At 48.9% G+C, this 23,799-nt stretch carries 15 protein-coding genes; 9 read left to right on the forward strand and 6 right to left on the reverse strand.

The window, feature by feature from the left end; genetic code table 11:
* Window positions 1-162: 162 nt before the first annotated feature.
* The 6 genes from ACPEPR_RS05335 (at window position 163) to ACPEPR_RS05360 (ending at window position 14,114) form a co-directional block, all read left to right on the forward strand.
* A complete protein-coding gene (locus tag ACPEPR_RS05335; RefSeq protein WP_168399010.1) occupies window positions 163-3,849 on the forward strand; it encodes an exodeoxyribonuclease V subunit gamma in 3,687 nt (1,228 codons plus the stop codon).
* Window positions 3,850-3,852: 3 nt separating this feature from the next.
* Complete coding sequence (locus tag ACPEPR_RS05340) at window positions 3,853-7,569, forward strand: UvrD-helicase domain-containing protein (RefSeq protein WP_168399009.1); 3,717 nt, start codon at window positions 3,853-3,855, stop codon at window positions 7,567-7,569.
* A gap of 62 nt (window positions 7,570-7,631) precedes the next feature.
* Window positions 7,632-9,407, forward strand: a complete 1,776-nt coding sequence (gene recD, locus ACPEPR_RS05345; protein WP_168399008.1) for an exodeoxyribonuclease V subunit alpha — start codon at window positions 7,632-7,634, stop codon at window positions 9,405-9,407.
* A gap of 778 nt (window positions 9,408-10,185) precedes the next feature.
* Complete coding sequence (rpsO, locus tag ACPEPR_RS05350) at window positions 10,186-10,455, forward strand: 30S ribosomal protein S15 (protein ID WP_004637724.1); 270 nt, start codon at window positions 10,186-10,188, stop codon at window positions 10,453-10,455.
* Window positions 10,456-10,702: 247 nt separating this feature from the next.
* Window positions 10,703-12,790 carry a polyribonucleotide nucleotidyltransferase gene (gene pnp / locus ACPEPR_RS05355; RefSeq protein WP_171526711.1) on the forward strand — a complete coding sequence of 696 codons (2,088 nt, stop codon included), beginning with the start codon at window positions 10,703-10,705 and terminating at the stop codon, window positions 12,788-12,790.
* A 97-nt stretch (window positions 12,791-12,887) separates the two neighbouring features.
* Window positions 12,888-14,114 (forward strand): magnesium transporter CorA family protein, encoded by a 1,227-nt coding sequence (locus tag ACPEPR_RS05360; RefSeq protein ID WP_168369775.1) that lies wholly within the window; start codon window positions 12,888-12,890, stop codon window positions 14,112-14,114.
* Between the two features lie 86 nt (window positions 14,115-14,200).
* On the opposite strand, the gene ACPEPR_RS05365 is transcribed toward ACPEPR_RS05360, so the two are convergent.
* The 6 genes from ACPEPR_RS05365 to ACPEPR_RS05390 form a co-directional block, all read right to left on the reverse strand.
* Window positions 14,201-14,470, reverse strand: coding sequence for a YdcH family protein (locus tag ACPEPR_RS05365; RefSeq protein ID WP_034598128.1), 270 nt, complete (start codon window positions 14,468-14,470; stop codon window positions 14,201-14,203).
* Window positions 14,471-14,546: 76 nt separating this feature from the next.
* A complete protein-coding gene (locus ACPEPR_RS05370) occupies window positions 14,547-14,885 on the reverse strand; it encodes a chaperone modulator CbpM (protein WP_168399006.1) in 339 nt (112 codons plus the stop codon).
* Between the two features lie 403 nt (window positions 14,886-15,288).
* The gene (locus ACPEPR_RS05375) at window positions 15,289-15,750 is read right to left on the reverse strand and encodes a DUF2147 domain-containing protein (RefSeq protein WP_127800189.1); all 462 of its coding nucleotides are present in this window, start codon (window positions 15,748-15,750) and stop codon (window positions 15,289-15,291) included.
* A 411-nt stretch (window positions 15,751-16,161) separates the two neighbouring features.
* Entirely contained in the window at window positions 16,162-17,037 is an 876-nt protein-coding gene (locus ACPEPR_RS05380; protein WP_005181862.1) for an Hsp33 family molecular chaperone HslO, read from the reverse strand.
* Window positions 17,038-17,087: 50 nt separating this feature from the next.
* A complete protein-coding gene (locus ACPEPR_RS05385; protein ID WP_168381707.1) occupies window positions 17,088-18,929 on the reverse strand; it encodes a monovalent cation:proton antiporter-2 (CPA2) family protein in 1,842 nt (613 codons plus the stop codon).
* A 50-nt stretch (window positions 18,930-18,979) separates the two neighbouring features.
* Complete coding sequence (locus tag ACPEPR_RS05390) at window positions 18,980-21,202, reverse strand: primosomal protein N' (RefSeq protein WP_168399005.1); 2,223 nt, start codon at window positions 21,200-21,202, stop codon at window positions 18,980-18,982.
* Between the two features lie 151 nt (window positions 21,203-21,353).
* On the opposite strand from ACPEPR_RS05390, the gene gspF reads away from it, so the two are divergent.
* The 3 genes from gspF to ACPEPR_RS05405 all read left to right on the forward strand — a co-directional run bounded on the left by gspF (window position 21,354) and on the right by ACPEPR_RS05405 (window position 23,663).
* Window positions 21,354-22,559 (forward strand): type II secretion system inner membrane protein GspF, encoded by a 1,206-nt coding sequence (gene gspF, locus ACPEPR_RS05395; RefSeq protein WP_005181870.1) that lies wholly within the window; start codon window positions 21,354-21,356, stop codon window positions 22,557-22,559.
* Between the two features lie 51 nt (window positions 22,560-22,610).
* A complete protein-coding gene (gene gspG / locus ACPEPR_RS05400; RefSeq protein ID WP_168399004.1) occupies window positions 22,611-23,042 on the forward strand; it encodes a type II secretion system major pseudopilin GspG in 432 nt (143 codons plus the stop codon).
* A 285-nt stretch (window positions 23,043-23,327) separates the two neighbouring features.
* The gene (locus ACPEPR_RS05405; RefSeq protein ID WP_168399003.1) at window positions 23,328-23,663 is read left to right on the forward strand and encodes a hypothetical protein; all 336 of its coding nucleotides are present in this window, start codon (window positions 23,328-23,330) and stop codon (window positions 23,661-23,663) included.
* The last annotated feature ends 136 nt before the right edge of the window (window positions 23,664-23,799 follow it).

The following is a 23,799-nucleotide window of genomic DNA, read 5'->3' on the forward strand; positions in this document are numbered from 1 at the left end:
GGTGTATCGATTTTTTTATTGAAGCACTATTAAGGTACGTATTTCAAAGCATTTTTGAATCGAACCATGAGCTAAAAGTGACATAGGCAACTGCAAAAGTATAGTAATGAATCTTTATGGTTTTGTAGATATCATGGCAAAAGTTTAACAGGGTAGAGCGTTATGGGGATTCATGTCATTCAAAGTCAGCGTGTCGATGTACTGGTCGAGGCGATGCTGAAGACAGTCCGTAAACCTGCAGCGCATCCGCTGGAGGTATTAAAAACCCAGCACTTTATTGTGCCGTCCCCTGCGGTGGAAGCCTGGTTAACCCAACGTCTGGCCGAACATCAAAGCATCTGTGCCAATACCGAGTTTCATCACCGGATTCGCGGTTTCCAGTGGAGTGCCTATCAATGGGTGCTGCACGATCAGAAAGACTTGGTCCGTCAAGCCAATATTCCACGAATTATCATTAAATGGCGCATATTTCAGGCGCTAAAAGAATTTATTCAGCCGGAACAGAATCCGCTAGCAACCAGCCATGCGCTGTTTCCGATTATCCAGCGGATTTATGCCAGTGCTGACCGGCTGGAACAGCCGCTGGAACGCCAGCTGAAAAAACAGAGCATGCTGTACTGGGTGGCCGAACAGGTATCCAAACTGTTTAGCCACTATATGACTTATCGCGGGCATTGCCAGAAAGGCTGTGGCGAGCAGTGCCGCTGTCCGACCAACTGGCTGATGCAATGGGGCCGTGATCAGGCCCTTGATCTGGAGCAGATGTTCTTTAAAACCGACAGCGAAGTGTCGGGCTTTATGCTGCAGCAGGCAGAAGAACTGGAGGCGTGGCAGCGCTGGCTGTGGCAGGCAGTTTTTCATGAAGATTTTGAGCAGATGCAGCAGATTGACCAGCTGTTCTGGCAGGCGCTGGGCAGTCCGGAGCAGTCGGGCAAGGCGCTACGCAAATTACCGAAACAGCTGGTGGTATTTACCTTGCTGGACTTGCCGCCGCAGCAGTTACAGTTCCTGCGCCGTTTAGGTCAGTACATTGAAATTTTTATCCTGCATTATAACCCTTCACAGGAATACTGGGCCGACAGTGTCGATCCGAACTGGAAGGCACGTTATGATGCGCGGGTGAAACAGCGTTTTCTGGCGCAGCATCCACAGGCCAATGACGCCGAGATTGCTCAGTTTTTCGAACAGTTTACCCTGCATTTTAATGCCCAGAACCGCGAGTCGCGTCATCCCTTGCTGACCCGTCTGGGCAAGCAGGCACGCGATCATTTCTCCTTACTCTCTGCCTTATCTTCCGGTGAAGAAGGCGTCTGGGCCGATCTGTTTATTGATGACTATCAGCCCAGCTTATTGGGCAAGCTGCAGGCCGATATCCTGTATTTAAATGAACCGGCCGCGCATCAATATGCTTTAGAGCAGCATGATGATTCCATCCAGATTCATGTCTGCCATTCCAGTCTGCGTCAGCTGGAAGTGTTAAAAGACCAGCTGCTGCACTGGCTGTCGCAAGGCACAAAAGAGCAGCCACGCCGGCCAAGCGATATTCTGGTTTTAAGTCCAAATTTAAAAGAGCTTGAGCCTTTAATCCGCAGTGTCTTTGCGCCGCCACCGAGTGCGCGTGATCTGGGCAGTCCCTTACATGACAGTAGCCGGTTGGCCCAGCACAGCGTGTATTTGCCAATTCAGATTGCCGGGGTCAGCCAGCTGGATGTCAGCAATGCCTGGCGCGCCGTGGCCGGCCGGATTCGTCTGTTACAGGGCCGCTTTAGTCTGGATGAATTTGCTGACTGGCTGGGACTAGCGGCCAGTTTGCAGCGTTATGAGCTGGACATTACCCAGCTGGAGCGTTTGCTGGAGCTGCTTAGTGCCGCCGGTTTTAAACGCGGTTTTGATGCCGAGCATTTGCAGCGCAGCCTGAGCGCCGATGATCAGGATTATCGCTTCAGTTTTAAATTTGCGCTGGATCGTCTGGCGCTGGGGCTGGCCATTCCGGAACATACCCTGTTTCAGGACACCCTATGTTTTGCCGAGGTAATGCCGGCCGATTTTGAACTGATTGCCAAACTGATCCAGATTTATCAGGACCTGGCCGAGCGCCGGCACTGGATGATTGCGCATGAACGCGGCGAGAACACGCGGGCCGAACAGTGGCTAAAACGCTTAATGCAAGACATTGACGAGTTTAGCGCAGCTGGTGTCACCGCGCTGGAAAACGTCTATAAAATCATTAAAAAGCAATACCGTATGCTGACTTTGGCCAGCTATTATGATGAGCAGGACCGGCATGCACTGGCGGCCTTAAGTCTGCCTTTGCCGTATATATTGGAAGAAATTGAAGCACAGCTGGCAGCACAACAGGAACAGGCTGAACCAAGCGGCCAGATTACCTTTTGCCAGCTGGGCCAGCTGCGTCCGCTGCCGTATAAACTGGTGGTGATGCTGAATCTGGACAGTGGCAAATTCCCGAATCGTAATGTGCAGCTGCCATTCGATTTAATGCAGTTGCTGAAACCGCAACTGGGTGACCGCTCGCGTCTGGAAGATGATCAGGGTGCATTTTTGGATGCACTGCTATTGGCGCAGGACAAGGTCTGGCTGTTTTATAACGGCTTTGATGTCAATGACGGGCAGGTGCGTGATCCGTCCAGCATCTTGCAGGAGCTGATTCAGCATCTGGCGCTGATTGTTGCCGCGCCGCAGCCCGAGTCTGCGCTGAACCAGACCGTGAGTATTGACGGGATTGAGGTGCCGGAGCAGTTGCGTCAGCTGTACTGTGTGCACCGTTTACAGCCGTTTGATCCTCTCGGTTTTGAATCCAGCGAGATCATCCGTTTTCAGGACCAGTGGTATGCAGTGGCACAGCAGATTCGTCAGCCGGGTGGGCAGCGCAGTCACTGGGCCAATCAGCCTTATCCTTTATTGACCCAGGATTTGCAGGTGCTGGACAGCCAGCAATGGATTCAGGACATGATTTTCCCGGCGCGGCTGTATTTAAAAAGTGTCGGGGTGGAAAACCTACGTCCGGAACAGCGCAGCGATCAGGCCGAGCCGTTATTGCTGGATGGTTTGGGTCGCTATACCATCCGCGATTTTCTGAAACAGCAGCACGATACGCCCGATCCGGCACTGTTACAAGACCGCCTGCCGATTGGCAAAATTCGTGAAGGCAGCTGGACCATGAGTCTGGTCGAACAGCAGCAGCTACAGGCCCGCTTGCAGCACTATGCACCGAGTGAAACGACTATCACCCGACAGGTCTGGAAAGTGCGTCCTGACTTGCACATCCGCCTGACCCTGCCAAAACAGGGCGCCGAGCGCTGGGTTAGTCTGGAAGCGTCCAGTGCGCGTGCCAAACGCCGTACCGCACTCTGGCTGGAATATCTGCTCTGGCTGGCCTATCTGAATCTGGGTGATGGCGGCCAGCAGCATCAGCGGATTGTGGTATTTAGTGATGATACCGTCTGCTGTGAAGGAGTCAGTTCCAATCAGGCCAGACAGTGGCTGGAACACTGGTTTAAGGCTTGGGACTATGGCCAGCGCCAGCCTTTGGTGCTGCCATCGGCCTTGCTGCTGAAAGTGGCGGAAAAAGGCAAGCAGCATGAATGGGAACCCGATGCCGAACAGCGTATGCAGCTGAAAGATCTGGAGGGGCTGTATAAGGACTGGAATGATTCGGGCCAGTTTAGTGCCTTTTCGGTGGCCGACAACGAAGCCTGCAAGCATCATCGTGACTGGCAGTTTATTTTGCAGGAGCAGGATGCCAGTTTATTATTGGCGCATGCCTGTGAACAGTTTTCCTATGATTTATACCAGCCGATTTTCTGGCACCAGCAGACGCTTGAGGAGTAAATGATGGCCGCTACTCCACATTCTTCGCCGCTATCTTTCCAGCCCATTACTGACATGCAGTTCAAGGGGCTGCACTGGATTGAAGCTTCAGCTGGCACCGGCAAGACCTATACCTTATCCAGCCTGATTGTACGGATTTTTCTGGAAGCCTATTTACCCCATCAGGTGGTGGCGACCACCTTTACCCGCGCTGCCGCGGCCGAGCTGAAAAGCCGTATTCGCGCACGTCTGGTTGAAACCCTGCGTTATTTTGAACAGTGCCAGTCTTATACCGAAGCTGAACTGCAAGCTAAGGCCCAGACTGAGTCCGATCCGCTGTTACAAAAAGTGCTGGCGGATTATGCTGCCAAACCGGACTTTGCCCGTGATCGGCTCAAGCTGGTGATTGACCAGCTGGATGAACTGTTTGTGGGTACCTTAGACAGTTTTAGCCAGAAGCTATTGCGAGAATTCAGTTTTGAATGTGGCAAGATTGAACGCGCCGATATTACCGATGATGCCAAAAGTTATGTGCATCAGCTGATTCATGATGTGCTGCGGCAATGGCTGCAGGCCCAGCCACAGCAGGTGGTGAATTATCTGCTGTTGCAAAAGAAACTCAAGCATGTCGACGCCTATGTGGGTATTGTTGAAAATACCCTGAATTTTGCCTCGGCCCAGTTTCGTGAAGTACCGGCGCCCGAACTGGATTTAAACCAGTTTGAAGCAGCCATTGATGAGTTGTTGCAGCTGGATCTGGCTGATGTCGACAGCCTAAGCGACTATTATCTGGAGCAGGGCCAGTACGCTGCATTGGTTGGGAAAAAGTGGCGCACCAATCAGCTGATGCAACACACCTTATGCGAGGCTTTGCCGGCATTACTAAAGGCGTTGTCCCAGCAACGTGGCTATGCCTTGTTTGCACCACATTTTGAAAAAACCTTAAAGCTGTGTACCGATTTATCCACCAAAAAAGTGCTGAACAAATGCCCGGACGAGGTGCTGACGCAATTTGAACAGCATGCGGTGATTCAACGGCTGAAAGCCTTCTGCCAGCAGTTGCAGCAACTGCAACTGGATTTAGAGCTGCTGGATGCCTATCTCAAATACTATTTAAGCCGTGAAGTAAAAAAACGCCTGCCGCAGGTGTTGCAGCAAAAAGGTGAAACCACCTTTGCCCAGCAGATCCGCAGCCTGTCGGAAGCCTTGCAGGGCGAGCAGGGACTGCGTTTTGCCCAGTTTGTGCACAGTAAATATCCGTTGATTCTGGTCGATGAATTTCAGGATACAAACCAGGATCAGGACAGTATGCTGGCCAGTATCTGGCGTCATGCCCGCTATTATCAGCAGGGCTGCATGATTATGGTGGGTGATCCAAAACAGGCCATTTACGGTTTCCGCGGCGGTGATATGCTGACCTATAACAAGGCCCGGGCCGATGTGCAGGCCAAACAGGGACGTCTGTATAGCCTGAAATACAATCATCGTTCTATTCCGGCTTTGGTGGAAGTGGTCGATGCCTTGTTCCAGCGCCAGATGGATTTTGGTGAAGAGGTGCAATATAGCCTGGTAGAAGCTGGACCTCGCCCCCATCCGGCGTTAATTGACGGGCAAGGGGAGAACCGGCAGCCCTTACGCTGGTTAATGCTGGAAGACAAAAATAATGAAGCATTGCAGGTGGCCTGGAAAATCCGGGCGCTTTTAAATCAGGCGGCGCAGCAGCAAATCTATCTGCACAATGGTCAGGAGCGCAGCCCGCTAATTGAAGATGATATTGCGGTGCTGTCCAAAAACCATGACGGGCTGGACAAGGTGCAGTACGAGCTGGAGCGGCTCGGGATTCGGGTGAACCGTCCATCCAAACGCAGTGTGTTTGACAGCCAGATCGCCAAAGATGTGGGGGCGGTGCTGATCGCAATTATGCATCCTTATGATGAAGCCAAAGTCAAAAGAGCCTTGTTAAGCCGCCTGCTGAATTTTAATTTACAGCGCTTACTGGAACTGGAGGCCCATCCGGCTGGCTTGAGCCAGTTTATGGATGATTTTGACGGCATCCGCAGCATCTGGTTTGAAAAAGGCTTTTTAAGTGCCTGGCAATATGCCCTGAACCTGTTTCAGGTCTGGGAGAATCTGGTCGCCCATCACAGCCGTGACAATGAACGGGTGGTGGTCAATCTGCGCCATTTAAGCGAACTGCTTAGCCAGCACAGCGAACATTATCAGGGCGCACAAACCCTGTATCAGTGGTATTTAAAACAGTTGCAGGCGCCAAGTGAACGCGAGTGGGAACTGGAGCGAAAACTGTCCAATGCCGCCGGGGTACAGTTGATGACCATCCACCAGTCCAAAGGGCTGGAATTTAAAGTGGTGTTTTTGCTGGGGGCTGATAAGGACTTTCGTGAGGTCAACAAAACCCTGAATTTTTCGACCATTCAGGCGGTCAATCCGCTGACCGGTCAAACCGAGCAGCAGCGTCTGATTGCGGTAAATGCAGCAGCCTTGCTCAGTGCAGAGGATCAACAGCAGCATCAGCTCCGGGCCGAAGCCGAGCAGCGCCGTTTGTGGTATGTGGCACTGACCCGGGCCAGCCATCGGGTCTATGCCATTTTGCAGGATCAGAGCGGAAAATCCTGCTCCGGTCTGGCCTTCTGGCGCGGTCAGGGCAGCGACGTTTTCCAGCATCCGCATTGTGGCGATGAAGCGTTGCTGACTGAAAAGCCGCCAAGGCTGAAGCTGCAGCAGCATGAGCAGACGCTGCCATTAACGGCAAAGACTTTCCCGCAGCAGCGTTTTTATCCGCGCAGTAAAACCAGTTTCAGTGCTCTGGCCCAGCATTTAAGCCGTAAACAGGCGATTGATGCGCTGGCGGCGCACATTGAGCAGCACAGCAGTGCCTCTGATGAACTGCATCAGCCAGTAGCGGTGGCTGATGTCGACATCCTGAATCAGCCGATTGCCTGGATTAAACGCCAGTTCCCGATGGGTACGCTGGCCGGTAATTTCCTGCATGAGATTTTTGAACACATTGATTTTCAGGATCAGCAGGACTGGCCGCTGGAAATCCAGCGCCGTTTTAAAAATGATTATCCTTCTTTGTGGCAGGAGCTGCAGGACAAGTTTAGTCAGGAATATCCGGAACATACGGAGGAAATCTTGCTGAGCTGGCTGTCGGCATGGCTGCTGGATGTGCTGAGTACACCGCTGCATCCGGGCTTTCAGTTAAAACAGCTGGCGCCCGAGCAGCATCTGGCAGAATTTCCGTTTTATCTGTCCTTGTCCGATCAGGTCTTGGCGATCAAGCGGATTCATCAGCTGTTTGATGAATATGGCATTCAGATGCTGGATTTTCATGATGCCAATTCGGCGCGCTATTTAACCGGTTCGATTGACCTGGTGTATTTTGATGGCCACCGTTACCATATTGCCGATTATAAAAGTAACTTTTTAGGCGCCGATCAGTCGCATTATCAGGCGGCCTCGGTGCAGGCCAGCATGTCACAGTCCAGTTACTGGCTGCAGGCCGGTCTGTATCTGGTAGCCCTGCATCGCTACCTGAAAGTCCATCTAGAAAATTACGATATTTATCAACATTTAGGTGGGGCCAGCTATTTGTATTTGCGTGGCATGAATGGTCAGGCCGGGCAGGGCGTGTACCATTGGAAACCGCCGGTCGAGTTTATTTTGCGACTGGATGCACTGTTGGGGAATCCAACTGTCGATCAACTGGGGAAAATTGCCTAAATCATTTAATAACATTTAAAGAAAGAATGATTTAGCATGTGGATAACTTTGAGGATAATGGTGTGGACAACCAGCGGACAGTTTTAACAGCAACGCCTGAAACACAAAGCCCGGCATGGTTTGCGCTTTGGAGTAACTATCTTTTACAGGCGCCTTTTTTTCAGGCGGAAAAGCGAGAAGATTCCGCTAAAATCATCGCACAGTTGCTGGAAGCCACTCTCAATGGTGACAGCTGTATAGCCGCCTCTGCCGAACAGGTGGCAGCGTTGGCCAATCTGGTCGGCTCCGGTTCTGAACCGGGTTCGGTGGCGCCGTTTATTTATGACCAGCAGCATTTATACCTGTACCGATATTGGGCGCTGGAGTCGGCGCTGGCACAGCAGGTGGCACGCTTAAAACAGCAAGTTGTTACGGCGGTAGATGTGTCGGACTATCTGCATTTATTGGAAGACCAGCACCAGCAGCAGGCGCTCAAAATGACCGCGACTACCGCTTTTAACCTGATTACGGGCGGCCCGGGTACCGGTAAAACCTATACTTTGGCGCGGATTATTGCCGTGCTAAACCAGGCCTTGCCGGAAATCCGGATTGCCATGGCAGCCCCGACCGGAAAAGCCGCGCAGCGTATGAAAGAAGCACTGCAGAATTCCTTTGATGATCCGAAAATTGCCAATCTGGTCAGTGACGATCTCAAACGCCTGACTCCAATTACCATCCACCGGCTTTTGGGCCTTGGCAACCGGCAGCAGCCACGTTTTCATGCTCGGCAGCCTTTACCTTATGACCTGATTGTGATTGATGAAGCCTCCATGCTGGACCTGAATCTGGCCAGTATGCTGTTCAATGCCATTGCTGAACAGACCCGGGTGATTTTACTGGGAGATGCGCAGCAGCTGGCGTCGGTCGATGTTGGTTCGGTACTGGCCGATTTACAGCAGGTGCCGGCACTGGCAGATAATCATGTGCATCTGGTCACCAGTCGCCGTTTTAAAGCCGGTGCCTTAATTGGTGAAATGGCCCGCTTTATTCAGCAGCAAACGGCTGAACAGCCGGCCGCGCAAATCTTGCAGCAGTTTGCCGCACAGCTGGTGCAGCCGGGCGAATTACAGGCCGTAACTTTAACGCAGGACATGGCCGATGTACTGCAACTGGAATATTTACCCGATGAAGCCCCGGATCCCATAGCCGGGCAGGGCTATTATGACAAACTGATGCTGGGCTATCAGGGCTATGTGCACAGCCTAAAACAGTATTTACAGGCCGATGATCCGGACGCGGTGGTGGCGCAGGTGGTGAAAGCCTTTGACCAGTATCGGATTCTGACTGCAATTCGGCATGGTGGCTTGGGCTTGCAACAGCTGAACATGCAGATTGAGCAGCGTTTGTTGCAGCAACTGGTTCTGGACGTGGCCAAGCAGGGCGACTGGTATGTCGGCCGGCCGGTAATGATGACCTATAACGACTATCAGCTCGGCCTGTCCAACGGTGATATTGGCCTGTGTCTGCAACGTCTGCGTGAGGGCAACCGGCAGTTTGAAGTGTATTTCCCGAGTCTGGATAAATGGGTGCCAGCCACACGCTTGCCAAAAAATATTGAAACCGCATTTGCTCTGACCATTCATAAATCTCAAGGTTCGGAGTTTCAGCATGTGGCGGTGGTGCTGGATCAGGCCGCGCAGAATCTGCTGAGCAAGGAACTGATCTATACCGCCATTACCCGGGCCAAATCGGTGGTGAGTTTACTGGCCGACCGGCAGGCGCTGGTACAGGCCTTAACCGTGAAAACCAGCCGTAACAGTGGTGTGTTAGAAAAAGTAAATGAACATTTGTCATTATAAAGTTGGCATAAATAAACCCGGCCGTTGTAAGAAAATGCTTACAACGATTCGAGAAATTTGCGCATAGAGCTTTGCCTGAGTTTTTGAGAAGATGACTTCACACAAAAGCTCAACACGGAAAGTTGAGGAAAATCGCAAAACCAGAATAAGAAAGTCGAGAGACAGCGAGCTTACATTGAAGTAGGTGAAAAAAAGAGGAAACTTACAGCCGCTAAGCCTTGTAGTTTTGGGAGAGACTACAGGGCTTTTTTATTGGCAGTTCAAAATCAAAAAAATGAAGCGTCATTCATCGACGTAAGCGAAAACGTACAAGGAGAGAGGTAATTATCTGCTTCTTTCCCCAAGGGCTTGTGGCAAAATCTATCACATAAGGAAAGCCAATTAAAACAGGGAATGTTGATTAGAAGAAGGCCAAAGCCTCGCTATACATCACAATAAATAAAATTAGAACAACGAAAAAAGAAGAAACTACAGCGCAAAAAATAGCCCGGGAATTTATTCCCGGGCTATTTTTATTCCACTTCAGCTTATTTACGTTTCATCATCCCGGATTTCTCTTTGGTGTTTTATGAACAGAATCAATCCTCCGGGCAGACGCTGCATCATTCATGTGACATCGCATCGGATAATTCATGGCTTTTTCGCGTTGTGTTTTGCAATTTAAGCGGTTTTGTCTTAAAATAATGCACTTGCTGTAGTGATGCACGGCAGTCAGACAGATGCTTGACATCGGTTTGATTTTTATCAAGGTATTTTATAAGCATCTCGGAGAAATCGAATGGCTTTAACAAACGCAGATCGCGCAGAGATCATCGCTAAATTTGCTCGTGCTGAAAACGACACTGGTTCACCAGAAGTTCAAGTAGCTCTTTTAACTGCTCAAATCAATGACTTACAAGGTCACTTCAAAGAGCACAAACACGACCACCATAGCCGTCGCGGTCTGATCCGTATGGTTAACCAACGTCGTAAATTATTAGACTACTTAAACGGTAAAGATCACGGTCGTTATGTTGCGTTGATCGGTGCTTTAGGTTTACGTCGTTAATTCGATTTAGACTTTTATTTTCGGGTTATTGCATGCGTTGCGCTGTATGTCTGAAAACTAAAGTGTACCCGGCGTTGACCGGGTAATTAAGAAGGGGCGATTGTTTCGCTCCTTCTTTGTGTTTAAAAAACCTATATTTCTAGTGAGGTCGGCTTCTAAGCTTTGTCATTTACTTGAACCTGAGTCGTGAATGCCAAACCTTAGGGGTCTCCACTAGAATAAAATCAGGAAACAAAAATACATGTCAATGTTTAATATTATTCGTAAAGAATTCCAATATGGTCAGTACAACGTGGTACTGGAAACCGGTCGTGTTGCACGTCAGGCCAACTCGGTTTTAATCACCATGGGTGGTGTATCGGTACTGGTGGCGGTAGTTGCACAGCCAACAGCAAAAGCCGGTCAGGACTTTTTCCCACTAACCGTAAACTATCAAGAAAAGCAATACGCTGCTGGCCGTATTCCGGGTGGTTATGGCAAACGTGAAGGCCGTGCGTCTGAGGCAGAAACTTTAATTTCACGTCTTATTGATCGTCCAATTCGTCCATTGTTCCCGGAAGGTTATTACAACGAAATCCAGGTAACAGCAACAGTTGTCTCTTCTGACAAAACCATGGAAGCGGATATTGCTGCCATGTTAGGTACTTCAGCAGCACTGGCAATTGCGGGTACACCGTTCCGTGGCCCAATTGGTGCAGCACGTGTGGGTTTAATCAACGGTGAATACATCCTGAACCCGAACCACGAACAGCTGGCACAGTCTGACCTTGACCTCGTGGTTGCAGGTACAGAAGCTGCAGTACTGATGGTTGAATCTGAAGCGAAAGAACTGTCTGAAGACCAGATGCTAGGCGCAGTGTTATTCGGTCATGACGAAATGCAAATTGCGATTCAGGCGATTAATGAATTTGCAGCAGCGGCTGGCGCAACTGAGTCAACCTGGACTGCACCAGAGAAAAATGAAGGCCTTCGCGCGAAATTAAAAGAAGCGTTTGAAGCGAAAATCTCTGAAGCCTATACCATTGCAATCAAACAAGACCGTTATGCTGCTTTGGATGCATTGCAAGCAGAGGCGGTTGCGCAGTTCGTACCTGAAGAAGATGTAGATGGCATCGCAGATGACCTGAATGAACTGTTTGAAGATCTGAAATACCGCACTGTACGTGACAACATCCTGTCTGGTAAGCCGCGTATTGATGGTCGTGACACCAAAACTGTACGTGCGTTAGATGTACAGGTGGGCGTTCTTGATCGTGCTCACGGTTCTGCGCTGTTCACCCGTGGTGAAACACAGGCGTTGGTAACAACGACTCTTGGTAACACCCGTGATGCATTAATGGTTGATACCCTGGCTGGAACCAAAACTGACAACTTCATGTTGCACTACAACTTCCCGGCTTACTCGGTTGGTGAAACGGGTCGTGAGTCTGGTCCTAAACGTCGTGAAATCGGTCACGGTCGTCTGGCACGTCGTGGTGTACAAGCGGTTCTTCCAGCTGCTGACCGCTTCCCGTACGTAATCCGTATTGTATCGGACATTACTGAATCGAACGGTTCATCTTCTATGGCGTCTGTATGTGGTGCATCTCTGTCACTGATGGATGCCGGTGTTCCACTAAAAGCACCAGTTGCGGGTATTGCGATGGGTCTGGTCAAAGAAGGCGAGCGTTTCGCAGTGCTTTCTGACATCCTGGGTGACGAAGACCACCTGGGCGACATGGACTTTAAAGTTGCCGGTTCTGCCAACGGTATTACTGCGCTGCAAATGGACATCAAAATCGAAGGGATCACTGAAGAGATCATGGAAGTGGCATTGAACCAGGCTTATACCGGTCGTATGCACATCCTGAACGAAATGAACAAAGTGATTTCACGTGCACGTCCAGAAATTTCAATGCATGCGCCTACCTTCCAGGTCATTACCATCAACCCGGACAAAATCCGTGACGTGATTGGTAAAGGCGGTGCAACCATTCGTCAAATCACTGAAGAAACCAAAGCGGCAATTGATATTGAAGACAACGGTACCGTTCGCGTATTTGGTGAAACCAAAGCAGCTGCACAAGCGGCTATTGCCAAAATTCAGGCTTTAACTGCTGAAGTTGAACCAGGCAAAATCTACGCCGGTAAAGTAATTCGTATTGTTGAATTCGGTGCCTTCGTAAACATCATGCCGGGTACAGATGGTCTGCTGCACATTTCTCAAATTTCAAATGAGCGTGTAGCTAACGTGACTGACGTACTGAAAGAAGGCCAGGAAGTGAAAGTCCAGGTTGCAGATGTCGACAACCGTGGCCGTATCAAGTTAACCATGAAAGACATTGATCAGGCTTAATTTCAGGCCCTGATGAATTGAAAAAGCCCGCTTTATGAAGCGGGCTTTTTTATGGCATGATCGCAAAATAAAATGACAGGAATGTGGATGCACGCGGATGCAACAGTATTATTTTTCCCTCCATGACACCACACAACAGTTATTTCTGCATCGGGGGCCGGCCGCCGAGGCAGAATTTATCTGGCTGGACTATACCCGGGAAGATGTACGCCAGCATCCGGAACAGTGGCAGCAACAGGTACTGCAGCACACCCAGCTGTGGCTGAATGAATATCATCTGCGAGATATTTTAAATCTGGAACATCCCTGTAATTTCGACAGTCTGGAAGATTATGACCTGCTGATTTTCCGCAAACTGATTACTCCGGATGACCAGATTCATAACTTTAATGACGAAGCGCATGAGCATGTGTTTGGCTTAAGCACCACACCGGTCAGTTTTATTCTGACCCCGCAGGTGCTTATTACGGTGAGTGAGCAGGGCAATAAAGCCATCGAAAATTATATTGCCCGTTTAGATACCATTTTAAGCCGGCCGGCTGAAGAGCAGAATAAACCAAAAAAACTGGCGACCTCGCCTCTAGATTTGGCCTTACGTTTACTGAACAGTATGGTCGATGACTATTTAAACCTGCGTCATCCTTTAACCCGCCGGGTCGAGTTTTGGCAGCGTGAGCTGTTGCAGGGCCATCGCCGTTTTAACCAGTGGCATCAGTTGCTACAGGAAAATATGGCATTTCAGCATGTGGAAAATCTGTGTGAAGAACAGATTGATACCTTGCAGGAACTGCGCGATGAAATTGTCGAAAACTATCTGCATTTAAAAGGCAAGAAACGCAGTGAAAAACAGGAAATCATGCTGGTGCGGGTAGATGACTTAAGCAGCCATGTGGCCCGCATCCAGAAACATACCTTGCGTTTAAGAAGTGCCATTCAGGCGGCCATAGACCTGCATTTTTCTGCCATTGCCAACCAGACCAATGAAAATATGCGGATTCTGGCGATTATTACCGCGGTGTTTGCACCCTTAACCCTGTTAACCGGAATTTACGGCATGAATTTCGTGATGATTCCGGGGCTGGATTCACCCTATGCTTTCTGGGTGATGCTTGGCACCATGCTTATTACCACCTTGTTGCTGCTGTATTATTTTTATCGGCGGCATATGGTGGGACGCGGTGAAAAAAGTGTGCTGGACATGCTTTCGCAGCGGCCGGATCGGACCCGGATGGACCTGTTCTGGTTTCTGGATTATGTGCCTGGCAAGCCATTACTGCCGGAAGGTCAGAACGCTCTTCGAGATTCTCAGCTTAAACCAAAATAATGCAGCCTTCATTTGCCTGCCCGAAAGAAAGCATCTGCTTTCTTTCGGGCAGCGTGCAGATTTCATCGCACTGCAATAAAAACCGGTTAAGGTGAAGATGAAGGATTTTGCTGGGCCTGCTGCAAAAGCTGATAAATCTGATCTTTCAGTTTTAATTTTTTGCGTTTCAGCGCCTCGATATCATCATTAATCTGATGAACCGGATCAAGCTCGAGCTGGCTGATTTTCCGGTCCAGATGTTCATGATCTTCAAACAGGCGCGCAAAATGTGGGTTGTCTTCGCGCAGTTGTTGCATTAATTCCCGAAACTCCGGGAACATGAGTTTGACCTTTTTGTTGCATTCTTTTGTTTTCATTGCGACCGTCTATTTTCCCAAAAATAAAGAGAGGGAAATACGCAGATTTCCCTGTAGAGAGTAAATGGCGTGGTGCCTAGCTTTGTCTTAAATGTAGATGTTTGACTTCTTTGCGCAAATTTTGCAGTTCATCAATCAGGTCGAGCATCATGGCGACGGCAGAAAAGCTGGCATTAAAATCACGTTGCAGGCGATAGGCCTGGCGGGCACGAGAGACATCTTCCCCAAAAAACTGGTGAATCCGTTCTTCCGGACGTGAAGGGAGAATGTCATATTCTAAAAGCTGTAATATCCATTCCGGGCTTTGACCACAAGCTTCAGCAAAATGCTCTAAATCAAAAGATACGCGCTCATCTATAATTTCAGCTTGTGGGCGACCAGACTGGGAGTTTTCGCGATATTGGATCGTGGTCATGGCTTACTCCTTTTAGCTTGAACTTGTTAAAACAAGGAAGAGCAGATGCATGGGTTGTTCTAACGTAATTTCGGGTCTATGCGCTGCGCTCTTGTTGTTTTATCTGAAGGATTAATTTTATTTAAAACCATATTTCAGCATTTGGCTGTTTTGTTTGGTATTCCTTTGTGCTTGAAACGTAGCCTTGCTTGCTTTTTCGCCATTTTGCTGGCACCAAGGACGCTCAGCAGGCCTACTTTTGGCTAATCTCCAGTTTAAATAAACTGTTTAAATTTTATTCATTATTCAGGCTTTCGAGAGGGACGGACAGAGGGTAGAGCAACTATATTGTTTCAAATTATGTCCATATCATTAAGATAAAATGAAGGCTTCCGTAGAAGCCTCTTGTAAACCTGTTGAAGAATCAGTATTTAATCCAGGTCACGCTACGACCAATCACGGAAACACCGACATAGCCGCGTAAGGTCAGGCGTTTACCGTTGGCACTTAGGCGTGCCTTGCCTTTATAGACTTTGCCGCCAATCGGGTCGAGTACACTGCCTTGCACAAACTGTAACGGGTTTTTTGGATCCTGCCTAAAGCCCCAGATAAATGGCAAGCCGATAAACGGTTTGTTTTTAAGCTGGCCCGGACATTGGTGGCAAATATTCATTTTTTCTGCGCCCGGAATGTTGCGGGTTTCAACAATAATACCTTCATAGGTGCCATCTGGCTTTTTACGGATTTCGACATCGGCACGGGAATAACTGGTACGGTCATCAATTGTTTTCCATTTCCCCACCAATGGATCATTCTCTGCGAAAGATACGCCTGAAACTGTTGCCAAAAGCAATCCAGCAACAATCCCTGTAAACCCCTTTTTCATGATTATTATCCCCAACGCCATGCACGTTATTAAAATTAGAGTAAAGTGCCTAATTCTATAGAAGAAAATACTGTTAAATCAATGAAATAATAAGTGAAAGCGATCACAATAAGATGAGAAACCACTAAATAGTTGCAACTATTGCACACGCTTGAATTCATCAGTCAGGTTATACAGAGAATGTGTGCTTGCGCTAGATGAATAAAGCGGTATGGTTTGTCGCAACCCCATAGCTTAAAAAAGATGAGTAACGGCTTGAGCGAGATTGATGCTGAGTTCAGTAAAAAGCGTGCGCTATTCGAACCTATATTTACAGGGTCATAAAGATTGAATAAGCGCATGAAACTGAACATAAAAAAGAGACCAAACCGTTCTCCGGTTTGATCTCTTGGTCATTTTAAATTGTGCGGCTTAGCTTAGGTGTTCACCAAACAGGCCGAGTGCTTCTTCTGCAGTAAACTGATAACGTGCATTACAGAACTGGCAATCCATCACAATCGGGTTTTGATGTTCCAAGGTTTCGCGTACTGCATTGGCCCCAATCTGGGTCAGTGCCGTAGCACAGCGTTCTTTGGAACAGGTACAGCCAAATTTAAGATGTTCAACTTCTGGCAGACGTACTTCTTCTTCGTTGTACAGACGGTACAATACTTCCTGAACTTCCAGATCGGTCAGTTCGCTGGTTTTCAGGGTTTCGGTCAGCATGGTCAGACGTGGCCATAAATCTTCATCTACACGTTGCTGTTCTTCTTCGCTATTTCGCGGTAACAGCTGAATCAGCAAGCCGCCAGAACGCTGGTCGTTGCTGGCCAGTACAATACGGGTGGGAATTTGTGCAGATAAATCATAGTATTGCATCAGGCAGCCGGCCAGATTTGGCTTGTCTAAAGGCACAATACCCTGATAACGCTCACCAAATTCCGGTTCAATATTAATAAACAGCACCGGATTGACCAGGGTTTTGAGTACCGTGCTGCTGTCTTCAGCCTGCTGGAAATGTGGATCTGGTTCATAATCTGCCAAAGCACGAATTTCACCCAGATGATTACATTCGGCCATTGCCCATTTAAAGGTGCCGCTGGCCTGAATTTGCAGGCTAATCCGACCTTTAATTTTTAAGGTACTGGCCAGCAAAGCGGTGGCACTGAGCATTTCTCCCAAAAGGACCTGGATGGCAGGCGCATAGTCACGTTGGGCCAAAATGGTTTGCAGGGCTTCTTCAAGATGAACAATCTCACCGCGGACAGGGCTATCTTCAATAAAAAAGCGTTGGCGTAAATCAGACATAAAATTCTCCATAACCCTGCATTAATGGTGATGATATTGTAAATCACAAGTCAGTTTGATTCATTACGTGTTACATCAATATGATGGTTTTGTAGTGAACGCTTTAAATCTACACCGGTCGGGCTTTCCCGGACCTGAGCATCATTCTCGAACAGGTGCTCCAGCTCGGCCAGTGCATTGCGATGAGTTTCATAGATTTTTTGCTCATCGGTATAAATGTTCTGCTGCTGGGCCAGTAATTTTTCATCATAACTGCGAAACAATTCGATACTCTTGTAAGCATCTTCTTCTGCAATACCCTGGTCGCGTAGCGCGCAATAGGCCATGCCTAAAGAAGATAAATAGGTTTCACGCCAGATGTGTTCAACGCCTAAATCCCGCAATAAATGCACATGATGGCGGTCACGGGCACGCACCAGCAGTTTGAGCTGCGGATAATTCAGGCGGATATGCCGGGCCACATTCATCGAGTCTTCAATATCATCAATGGCCAGAATAAAGGTCTTGGCATGTTCAATCCCCGCAGCACGTAAAATATCGGGCTGGGTGGCATCGCCATAATAGACTTTACCGCCATAATTGCGCACAAAATCGACTTTATCCAGATTGCTGTCAATGGCGGTATAGGGTAGATGCTGCAAATAGGCCACCCGCGCAATAATCTGCCCAACCCGGCCAAAACCGGCAATAATCAGCACTGGATGCGCATCGGGAATCTGGTCATATTCCGGCGTCTTGTCCTGATTCAGACGCGGAATCACTTGACTGGTCATGAACCAGTACAGCACCGGGGTTAGCACCATCGACAGGGTCACCATCAGGGTAATCGGCTCTAAAATGGCCTGTGCCACCACTTTTTCTGTTAAGGCAACCTGTAACACCACAAAGGCAAATTCACCGCCTTGCGCCAGACAGGTGGCCAGTAGCAAACTGTTTTGCCAGGAATATTTAAAATACCGGGCAATTGCGGTCAGGGAAATAAATTTCACCAACAGCAGTACTAAGGCGCCGCCGAGAATGAACAGTGGACTGTCGATCAGCAGGGACATCTGAGTGGTCATCCCCACGGTCATGAAAAACAGGCCGAGCAATAGTCCTTTAAACGGTGCAATACTGGCTTCCAGTTCATGTCGGAATTCGGAATCGGCCAGTAGCACCCCGGTCAGGAAGGCGCCAAGCGTGGTGCTAATCCCCAAGACATCCATCAGGCAGACCACGGCCAGCACAATAAACAGGCCGACCGCGGTAATCAGCTCATGCGCGCCGGTTTTGGCAACAAAACGGAAAAACGGGCGCATGAGATAACGGCTAAATAAAAACAGCCCGCTAAAGGTGGCTAAAATCGCGGCGAAATAGGCCAGCCCGTGATGGGTCGATTCAGTACCGGCCAGCAAGGGAATAATTGCAATTAATGGAATGGCGGCGATATCCTGAAATAGCAGAATTGAAAAAGACTGCTGGCCATAACTGCTGTTCAGTTGCTGTTTTTCATTCAAGAGTTGCAGCACAAAGGCGGTTGAGGACAGGGCCAGGGCAAAACCAATAATCAGGCTGGCGGCAATCTGCTGCTGCAAACTGAAAAACACCAGAATCGCCAGTAACAGGCCAGTGACGGCCACCTGCGCGCTGCCCATGACAAAAATCGACTGACGCATTTGCCAGAGCCGCTGGGGTCTGAGTTCCAGACCAATAATGAACATCAGTAAAATGACGCCAAATTCAGCCAGTTCCTGAATGGCTTCCGGGTCGCTGGCGATATTGAACACACTCGGGCCCAATAAAATACCGGTAAACAGATAGCCGAGTACGGTGGCAATCCCAAAACGCTTGAGCAGCGGAACCAGTAATAAAGAGGCACCCAGAAACAGGGTGATTTGCAGCAGTAACGACATCGACAATCCTAGGAGTTATGGTGCCCTCAGGCTGCAGCCAAAGTCAGTGGTTAACTGAATTCCTGAGGGTCTATATCTAAGCTAAGTTTCATATTTGATGGCTTGTGATGCAACATATTTTGCCACCATGCACGTAGATAAAAATGTAAACGGGCGCGATCTTGCGACAACAGCACCAGATGCGCCTGATAGCGGCCGGCCTTGCGTTCCATTGGCGCTGGAATCGGGCCCCAGATATCAATTAACTGTTCAGAATTTTCTCGCAGCCACTGGGCATGTTGCTGTAAAAACTGCTGATTCTGCTCCTGACTTTTCGATTCACAGCGAATCAGGGCGGTATAGCGAAATGGGGGCAGCAGGGCGGCCTGACGTTCTTTTAAGGTTTGCCGGGCAAAGGCACGATAATCCTGCTCGACCAGCGTGCTCAGCAGCGGATGATCAGGACGCAGGGTCTGTAAATAGACATCGCCTTTATGCTCACCGCGACCGGCACGACCGGCCACCTGCACAATCAGCTGCGCAGTCCGTTCCGGTGCCCGGATATCAACACTTAACAGGCCGGCATCAATATCTAAAATCGCTACTAAGGTGACATAAGGAAAATGATGCCCTTTGGCCAGCATTTGGGTGCCAAGCAGAATCAGTGGCTGGCTGGTTTGAATGCGGTCATAAATTTTTTGCCAGCTGCCGACGCGGCTGGTGGAATCGCGGTCTACCCGCACCACCTCATAGTCCGGGAACAGATGTTGCAGGTTTTCTTCAACCTTGGCCGTGCCCATGCCCAGGGTTTTCAGTTCGCTATGCTGGCACTGCGGGCATTGCTCCGGCTTGCGGTGAATGGTGCCACAATGATGGCAATGCAGATGGGTATATGGACTATGATGCAGGGTAAAGTTGGCATCACAGTGTGGGCATTGTGCCTGCCAGCCGCAGCTGTCACAGACCAGCACCGGCGCATAACCACGGCGGTTTAAGAAAATCAGCACCTGTTCTTTTTTCTGCAGGCGTTTTTTGATTTCCTGAATCAGCAGCAAGCTTAGACCTTGCTGTTTTTGCGCAACTTTTAAATCAATGATGTGAATTTTCGGCATCAGTGCCGGGCCGGCACGCTGGTTCAGTTCCAGACGGGTCATTTTACCCTGTTCGGTCAGGGCATAGCTGTCAATACTAGGGGTAGCCGAACCGAGAATCACCGGGCAGTGTTCTAAATGGGCACGGTATAAGGCTACATCACGGGCATGGTAACGAAAGCCTTCCTGCTGTTTAAATGACAGGTCGTGTTCTTCATCCAGAATAATCAGCCCCAGATTGGGCAGCGGGGTATAAATTGCCGAGCGTGTACCAAGAATAATCGAAGCCTTGCCGGTCTGGGCGACCTGCCAGGCCTGCAAACGTTTGCTGTCATTTAAACCGGAATGCAGCAGCGCAATATGACAGTGAAAACGTGACTGGAAGCGGCTAATGGTTTGAGGAGTCAGGCCAATTTCCGGCACCAGCACCAATACCTGTTTACCTTGTTTTAGCACCTCTTGCATGATCTGCAGATAGACTTCGGTTTTACCACTACCGGTCAGACCATCGAGTAAAAAGGCCTGATAACGATGCTGCGCTTTCAGTACGGTTTCAATGGCCCGTTTCTGGTCACTGTTCGGAGTTAACGGCATTTGCGCCAGCGTCATTGGCACCGGGCTAAAATCCTGCTGCTCCAGATCGCAATAGCAAATCTGCTTTTTTTCCAGCGCTTTTAAGGTTGCAGTTTCAATACCGGCCAGATTCAGGATATTTTCTGAAGTCCCGCTCGGATGCAGCTTCAGGACTTTATAGGCCTCCTGCTGCTTCTCGGAGCGCTTCAGTTTGGCTTCGGCCTGATCATCCAGTAGTTTCCACATTCGTGCCAGTAAATTATACGGGCGTCCCTGACGTAACAGGCTGGGCAGGGCGCTATGCATCACTTCGCCAATCGGAAACTGATAATACTGCGCCGACCATGTCAACAAAGTTAAAACTTTCTGATCTAGAATCGGCTGCTGGTCGAGCAGCTCGCTAATGGCTTTCAGTTTAATCTTGGGGTCAAGCGGATGATCGGGCGGGAGTTTTTCAATAATGATGCCCACCAGATTCTGCCGGCCAAAGGACACCAGCACCCGCGCGCCAACGGCAGCCTGCTGATATTCAGCCGCACTGAGCATATAGTCAAACCCGTCATACAGATAGACCGGAACAGCTACACGAACACGGTAGATGGGGGCGGGATGAACGGGCGAATTTGGCATAACAGCGGGTCTGCTTCCTGATGAAAATGTCGTCGTGCTCGATCTGGAGTTATGATAGAGTGAGCAAATAATTTATATCTCAGAATATGAATGATTTTGGTGGTGAGACGCAACTGCGTTGAATAATTTTTTGGAAAATTAGAGCATTACAATGCCTGCATATCAGTTTACAGCCCTTGATGCATCAGGAAAGCAGCAAAAAGGGGTTTTAGAAGGGGATTCTGCACGGCAGATTCGTCAGCAATTGCGTGACAAGGCCCTTATCCCGATTAGTGTTGATCCGGTAGAACAAAAACAGAAGCATCAGGCCCAGCGCTGGTTCCAGAAAAAAATGACCGCTTATGATCTGGCCTTAATGACCCGGCAGCTGTCGGTACTGGTGGCCGCAGCCATTCCGCTGGAAGAAGCCTTGCGCGCCGTGGCCAAGCAAAGTGAAAAAGTCCATGTGCAGAATTTATTGCTGTCGGTACGCTCCAAGGTTTTAGAAGGATATTCACTGGCCAATGCCTTACAGCAGTCGGGGCATTTTCCGGATTTATATATTGCCACCATTGCCGCCGGGGAACGTTCTGGACATCTGGATTTAATTTTGGACCAGCTGTCGGACTACACTGAAAACCGCTTTGCCATGCAGAAAAAAGTGCAGGGCGCGATGATTTATCCGATTATTTTAATGCTGATGTCCTTCGCGATTGTGATGGGGCTGATGACCTATGTGGTGCCGGATATTGTCAAAACCTTTGATCAGGACAAAGGCGCCTTGCCGTGGATTACCGTGGCGTTAATGCAAGCCAGTGATTTTATCCGTCTGGCCTGGCCCTTTTTGCTGGTCGGGACGATTCTGGGCATCTTCCTGTTGGTCCGCTTTTTAAAAACCTCGGCCGGCCATTATGCATTTGATCGTTTAACCCTCAAACTGCCACTATTTGGTAAACTGTCACGTGGTATAAACGCAGCACGTTTTGCCAGCACCCTGTCGATTCTGACCCAGTCCGGTGTACCATTGGTTGATGCCTTAAAAATTGGCGCTGCGGTCAGCAGTAACTGGGTGATCCGCGATTCGGTTAATCTGGCGGCCGAGAAAGTCACCGAAGGGGGGAACTTGGGCACCCAACTGGAGCGCAGTGGTTATTTCCCGCCGATGATGGTACAAATGATTAAAAGTGGTGAAGCATCGGGTGAGCTCGACCGGATGCTGGAGCGCGCATCGACCATGCAGGATCGGGAGGTGACCACGCTCATCTCGACCTTACTGGCGCTGCTGGAGCCCTTAATGCTGGTGCTGATGGCCAGTATTGTGCTGGTGATTGTGATTGCGGTGATGCTGCCTATTGTCAATATGAATAATATGATTTAAATCGAGACCCATTGAAGATAACAAATGATGAAAGATTCAAGAGAGAACCTGATGCAACGGAAATCCTATTCGAATAAACAGGCCGGTTTTACCCTCATTGAAGTAATGGTGGTGATTGTCATTTTAGGCGTGCTGGCGGCGCTAATTGTCCCGAACGTGATGGGCCGTGGTGAAAAAGCCAAAGTCGATACCACCGCAATTACCTTAAAAGGTGTGGCCGGCGCGCTGGATCAATACAAGCTGGACAATGGCCGTTATCCATCCATGCAGGATGGCGGTTTAGATGCGCTGGTCAATCAGCCCGCGTCAGCTAAAAACTGGTTGCCGGGTGGTTATGTCAAAGGCGGTTATCCAAAAGACAGCTGGGACAATGACATTCAATATGTAATTCCAGGCTCTGAAGGTCGCGCTTTTGACCTGTATTCTTTTGGTGCAGATGGTCAGCAGGGCGGTGAAGGCACCGATGCCGATATTTATTATTAGCCTTAAGCCGGCTTGATTATAAATGCCGTGATGGAATATATCACTTCACCTGATTGGACTATTCAATTAAAGGTGAAGTGATAATAGCTCTTAATTATAAAAAATATACTAATATCTTGATAAATATAGATTTAAGATAATCTTCCAGATTTGAGATTCATAATAAGAATTATTCCCAACAGTACTGATTACAATAATCCCGGGAATGTGGAGCAATATCATCTATTTATTTCATTAAAACCGTTCATAATAAGTCAAAAGGCACATATTTGTCTGGAGGATGGTATGAAAGCATTAATCTTGTCGGATGAAATTAACCAGTTTCACTGGACGATGCTGAAGTCTGTTCTGCTGATTTTAAGCCTGCTTCCCTTGAGTCAGGGCTTTTTGCATCTCTGGCAAAGCACCGAAGGCAGCAGCCAGATTATGGTCGGTTTCTTCGCGCTGAGCCTGATGAGCTCGTGCTTGCTCTTAAGTTTCTGGTCGGCGCTACAAGCCACTATTTTAAAACTAGAACCAGAACAGGCCTCTTGCTTTGAGCAGGCAGTGGTAAAAGTCTATCGTTATTTGCCGATGTTCTCTCTGGCGGCGATGCTGTCCTATCTGGTGACCCAGCTTTAAATATAGACAAAATAAAAAAAACCGAGGCATGCACCTCGGTTTTTTTATTACGCCTCCCTTTTACAAAGGGTGAGAAGCACTGCTTCGCAAGGGAGGGATTTATAAAGTTAATCCCCTTAACCCCCCTTTGATAAAG

The sequence above is a fragment of the Acinetobacter sp. AND/436 genome (genome assembly GCF_049546925.1).
Classification (GTDB): Bacteria; Pseudomonadota; Gammaproteobacteria; order Pseudomonadales; family Moraxellaceae; genus Acinetobacter; species Acinetobacter indicus.

Bases quoted from the DNA above. Each gene is read 5' to 3' on its own strand.
- ACPEPR_RS05370 (WP_168399006.1), bottom strand. From the start codon at position 14,885: ATGACCACGATCCAATATCGCGAAAACTCCCAGTCTGGTCGCCCACAA.
- ACPEPR_RS05375 (WP_127800189.1), bottom strand. From the start codon at position 15,750: ATGAAAAAGGGGTTTACAGGGATTGTTGCTGGATTGCTTTTGGCAACA.
- ACPEPR_RS05335 (WP_168399010.1), top strand. From the start codon at position 163: ATGGGGATTCATGTCATTCAAAGTCAGCGTGTCGATGTACTGGTCGAG.
- ACPEPR_RS05390 (WP_168399005.1), bottom strand. From the start codon at position 21,202: ATGCCAAATTCGCCCGTTCATCCCGCCCCCATCTACCGTGTTCGTGTA.
- rpsO (WP_004637724.1), top strand. From the start codon at position 10,186: ATGGCTTTAACAAACGCAGATCGCGCAGAGATCATCGCTAAATTTGCT.
- ACPEPR_RS05380 (WP_005181862.1), bottom strand. From the start codon at position 17,037: ATGTCTGATTTACGCCAACGCTTTTTTATTGAAGATAGCCCTGTCCGC.
- ACPEPR_RS05340 (WP_168399009.1), top strand. From the start codon at position 3,853: ATGGCCGCTACTCCACATTCTTCGCCGCTATCTTTCCAGCCCATTACT.
- ACPEPR_RS05365 (WP_034598128.1), bottom strand. From the start codon at position 14,470: ATGAAAACAAAAGAATGCAACAAAAAGGTCAAACTCATGTTCCCGGAG.
- ACPEPR_RS05360 (WP_168369775.1), top strand. From the start codon at position 12,888: ATGCAACAGTATTATTTTTCCCTCCATGACACCACACAACAGTTATTT.
- ACPEPR_RS05385 (WP_168381707.1), bottom strand. From the start codon at position 18,929: ATGTCGTTACTGCTGCAAATCACCCTGTTTCTGGGTGCCTCTTTATTA.
- gspG (WP_168399004.1), top strand. From the start codon at position 22,611: ATGCAACGGAAATCCTATTCGAATAAACAGGCCGGTTTTACCCTCATT.
- gspF (WP_005181870.1), top strand. From the start codon at position 21,354: ATGCCTGCATATCAGTTTACAGCCCTTGATGCATCAGGAAAGCAGCAA.
- pnp (WP_171526711.1), top strand. From the start codon at position 10,703: ATGTTTAATATTATTCGTAAAGAATTCCAATATGGTCAGTACAACGTG.
- ACPEPR_RS05405 (WP_168399003.1), top strand. From the start codon at position 23,328: ATGAAAGCATTAATCTTGTCGGATGAAATTAACCAGTTTCACTGGACG.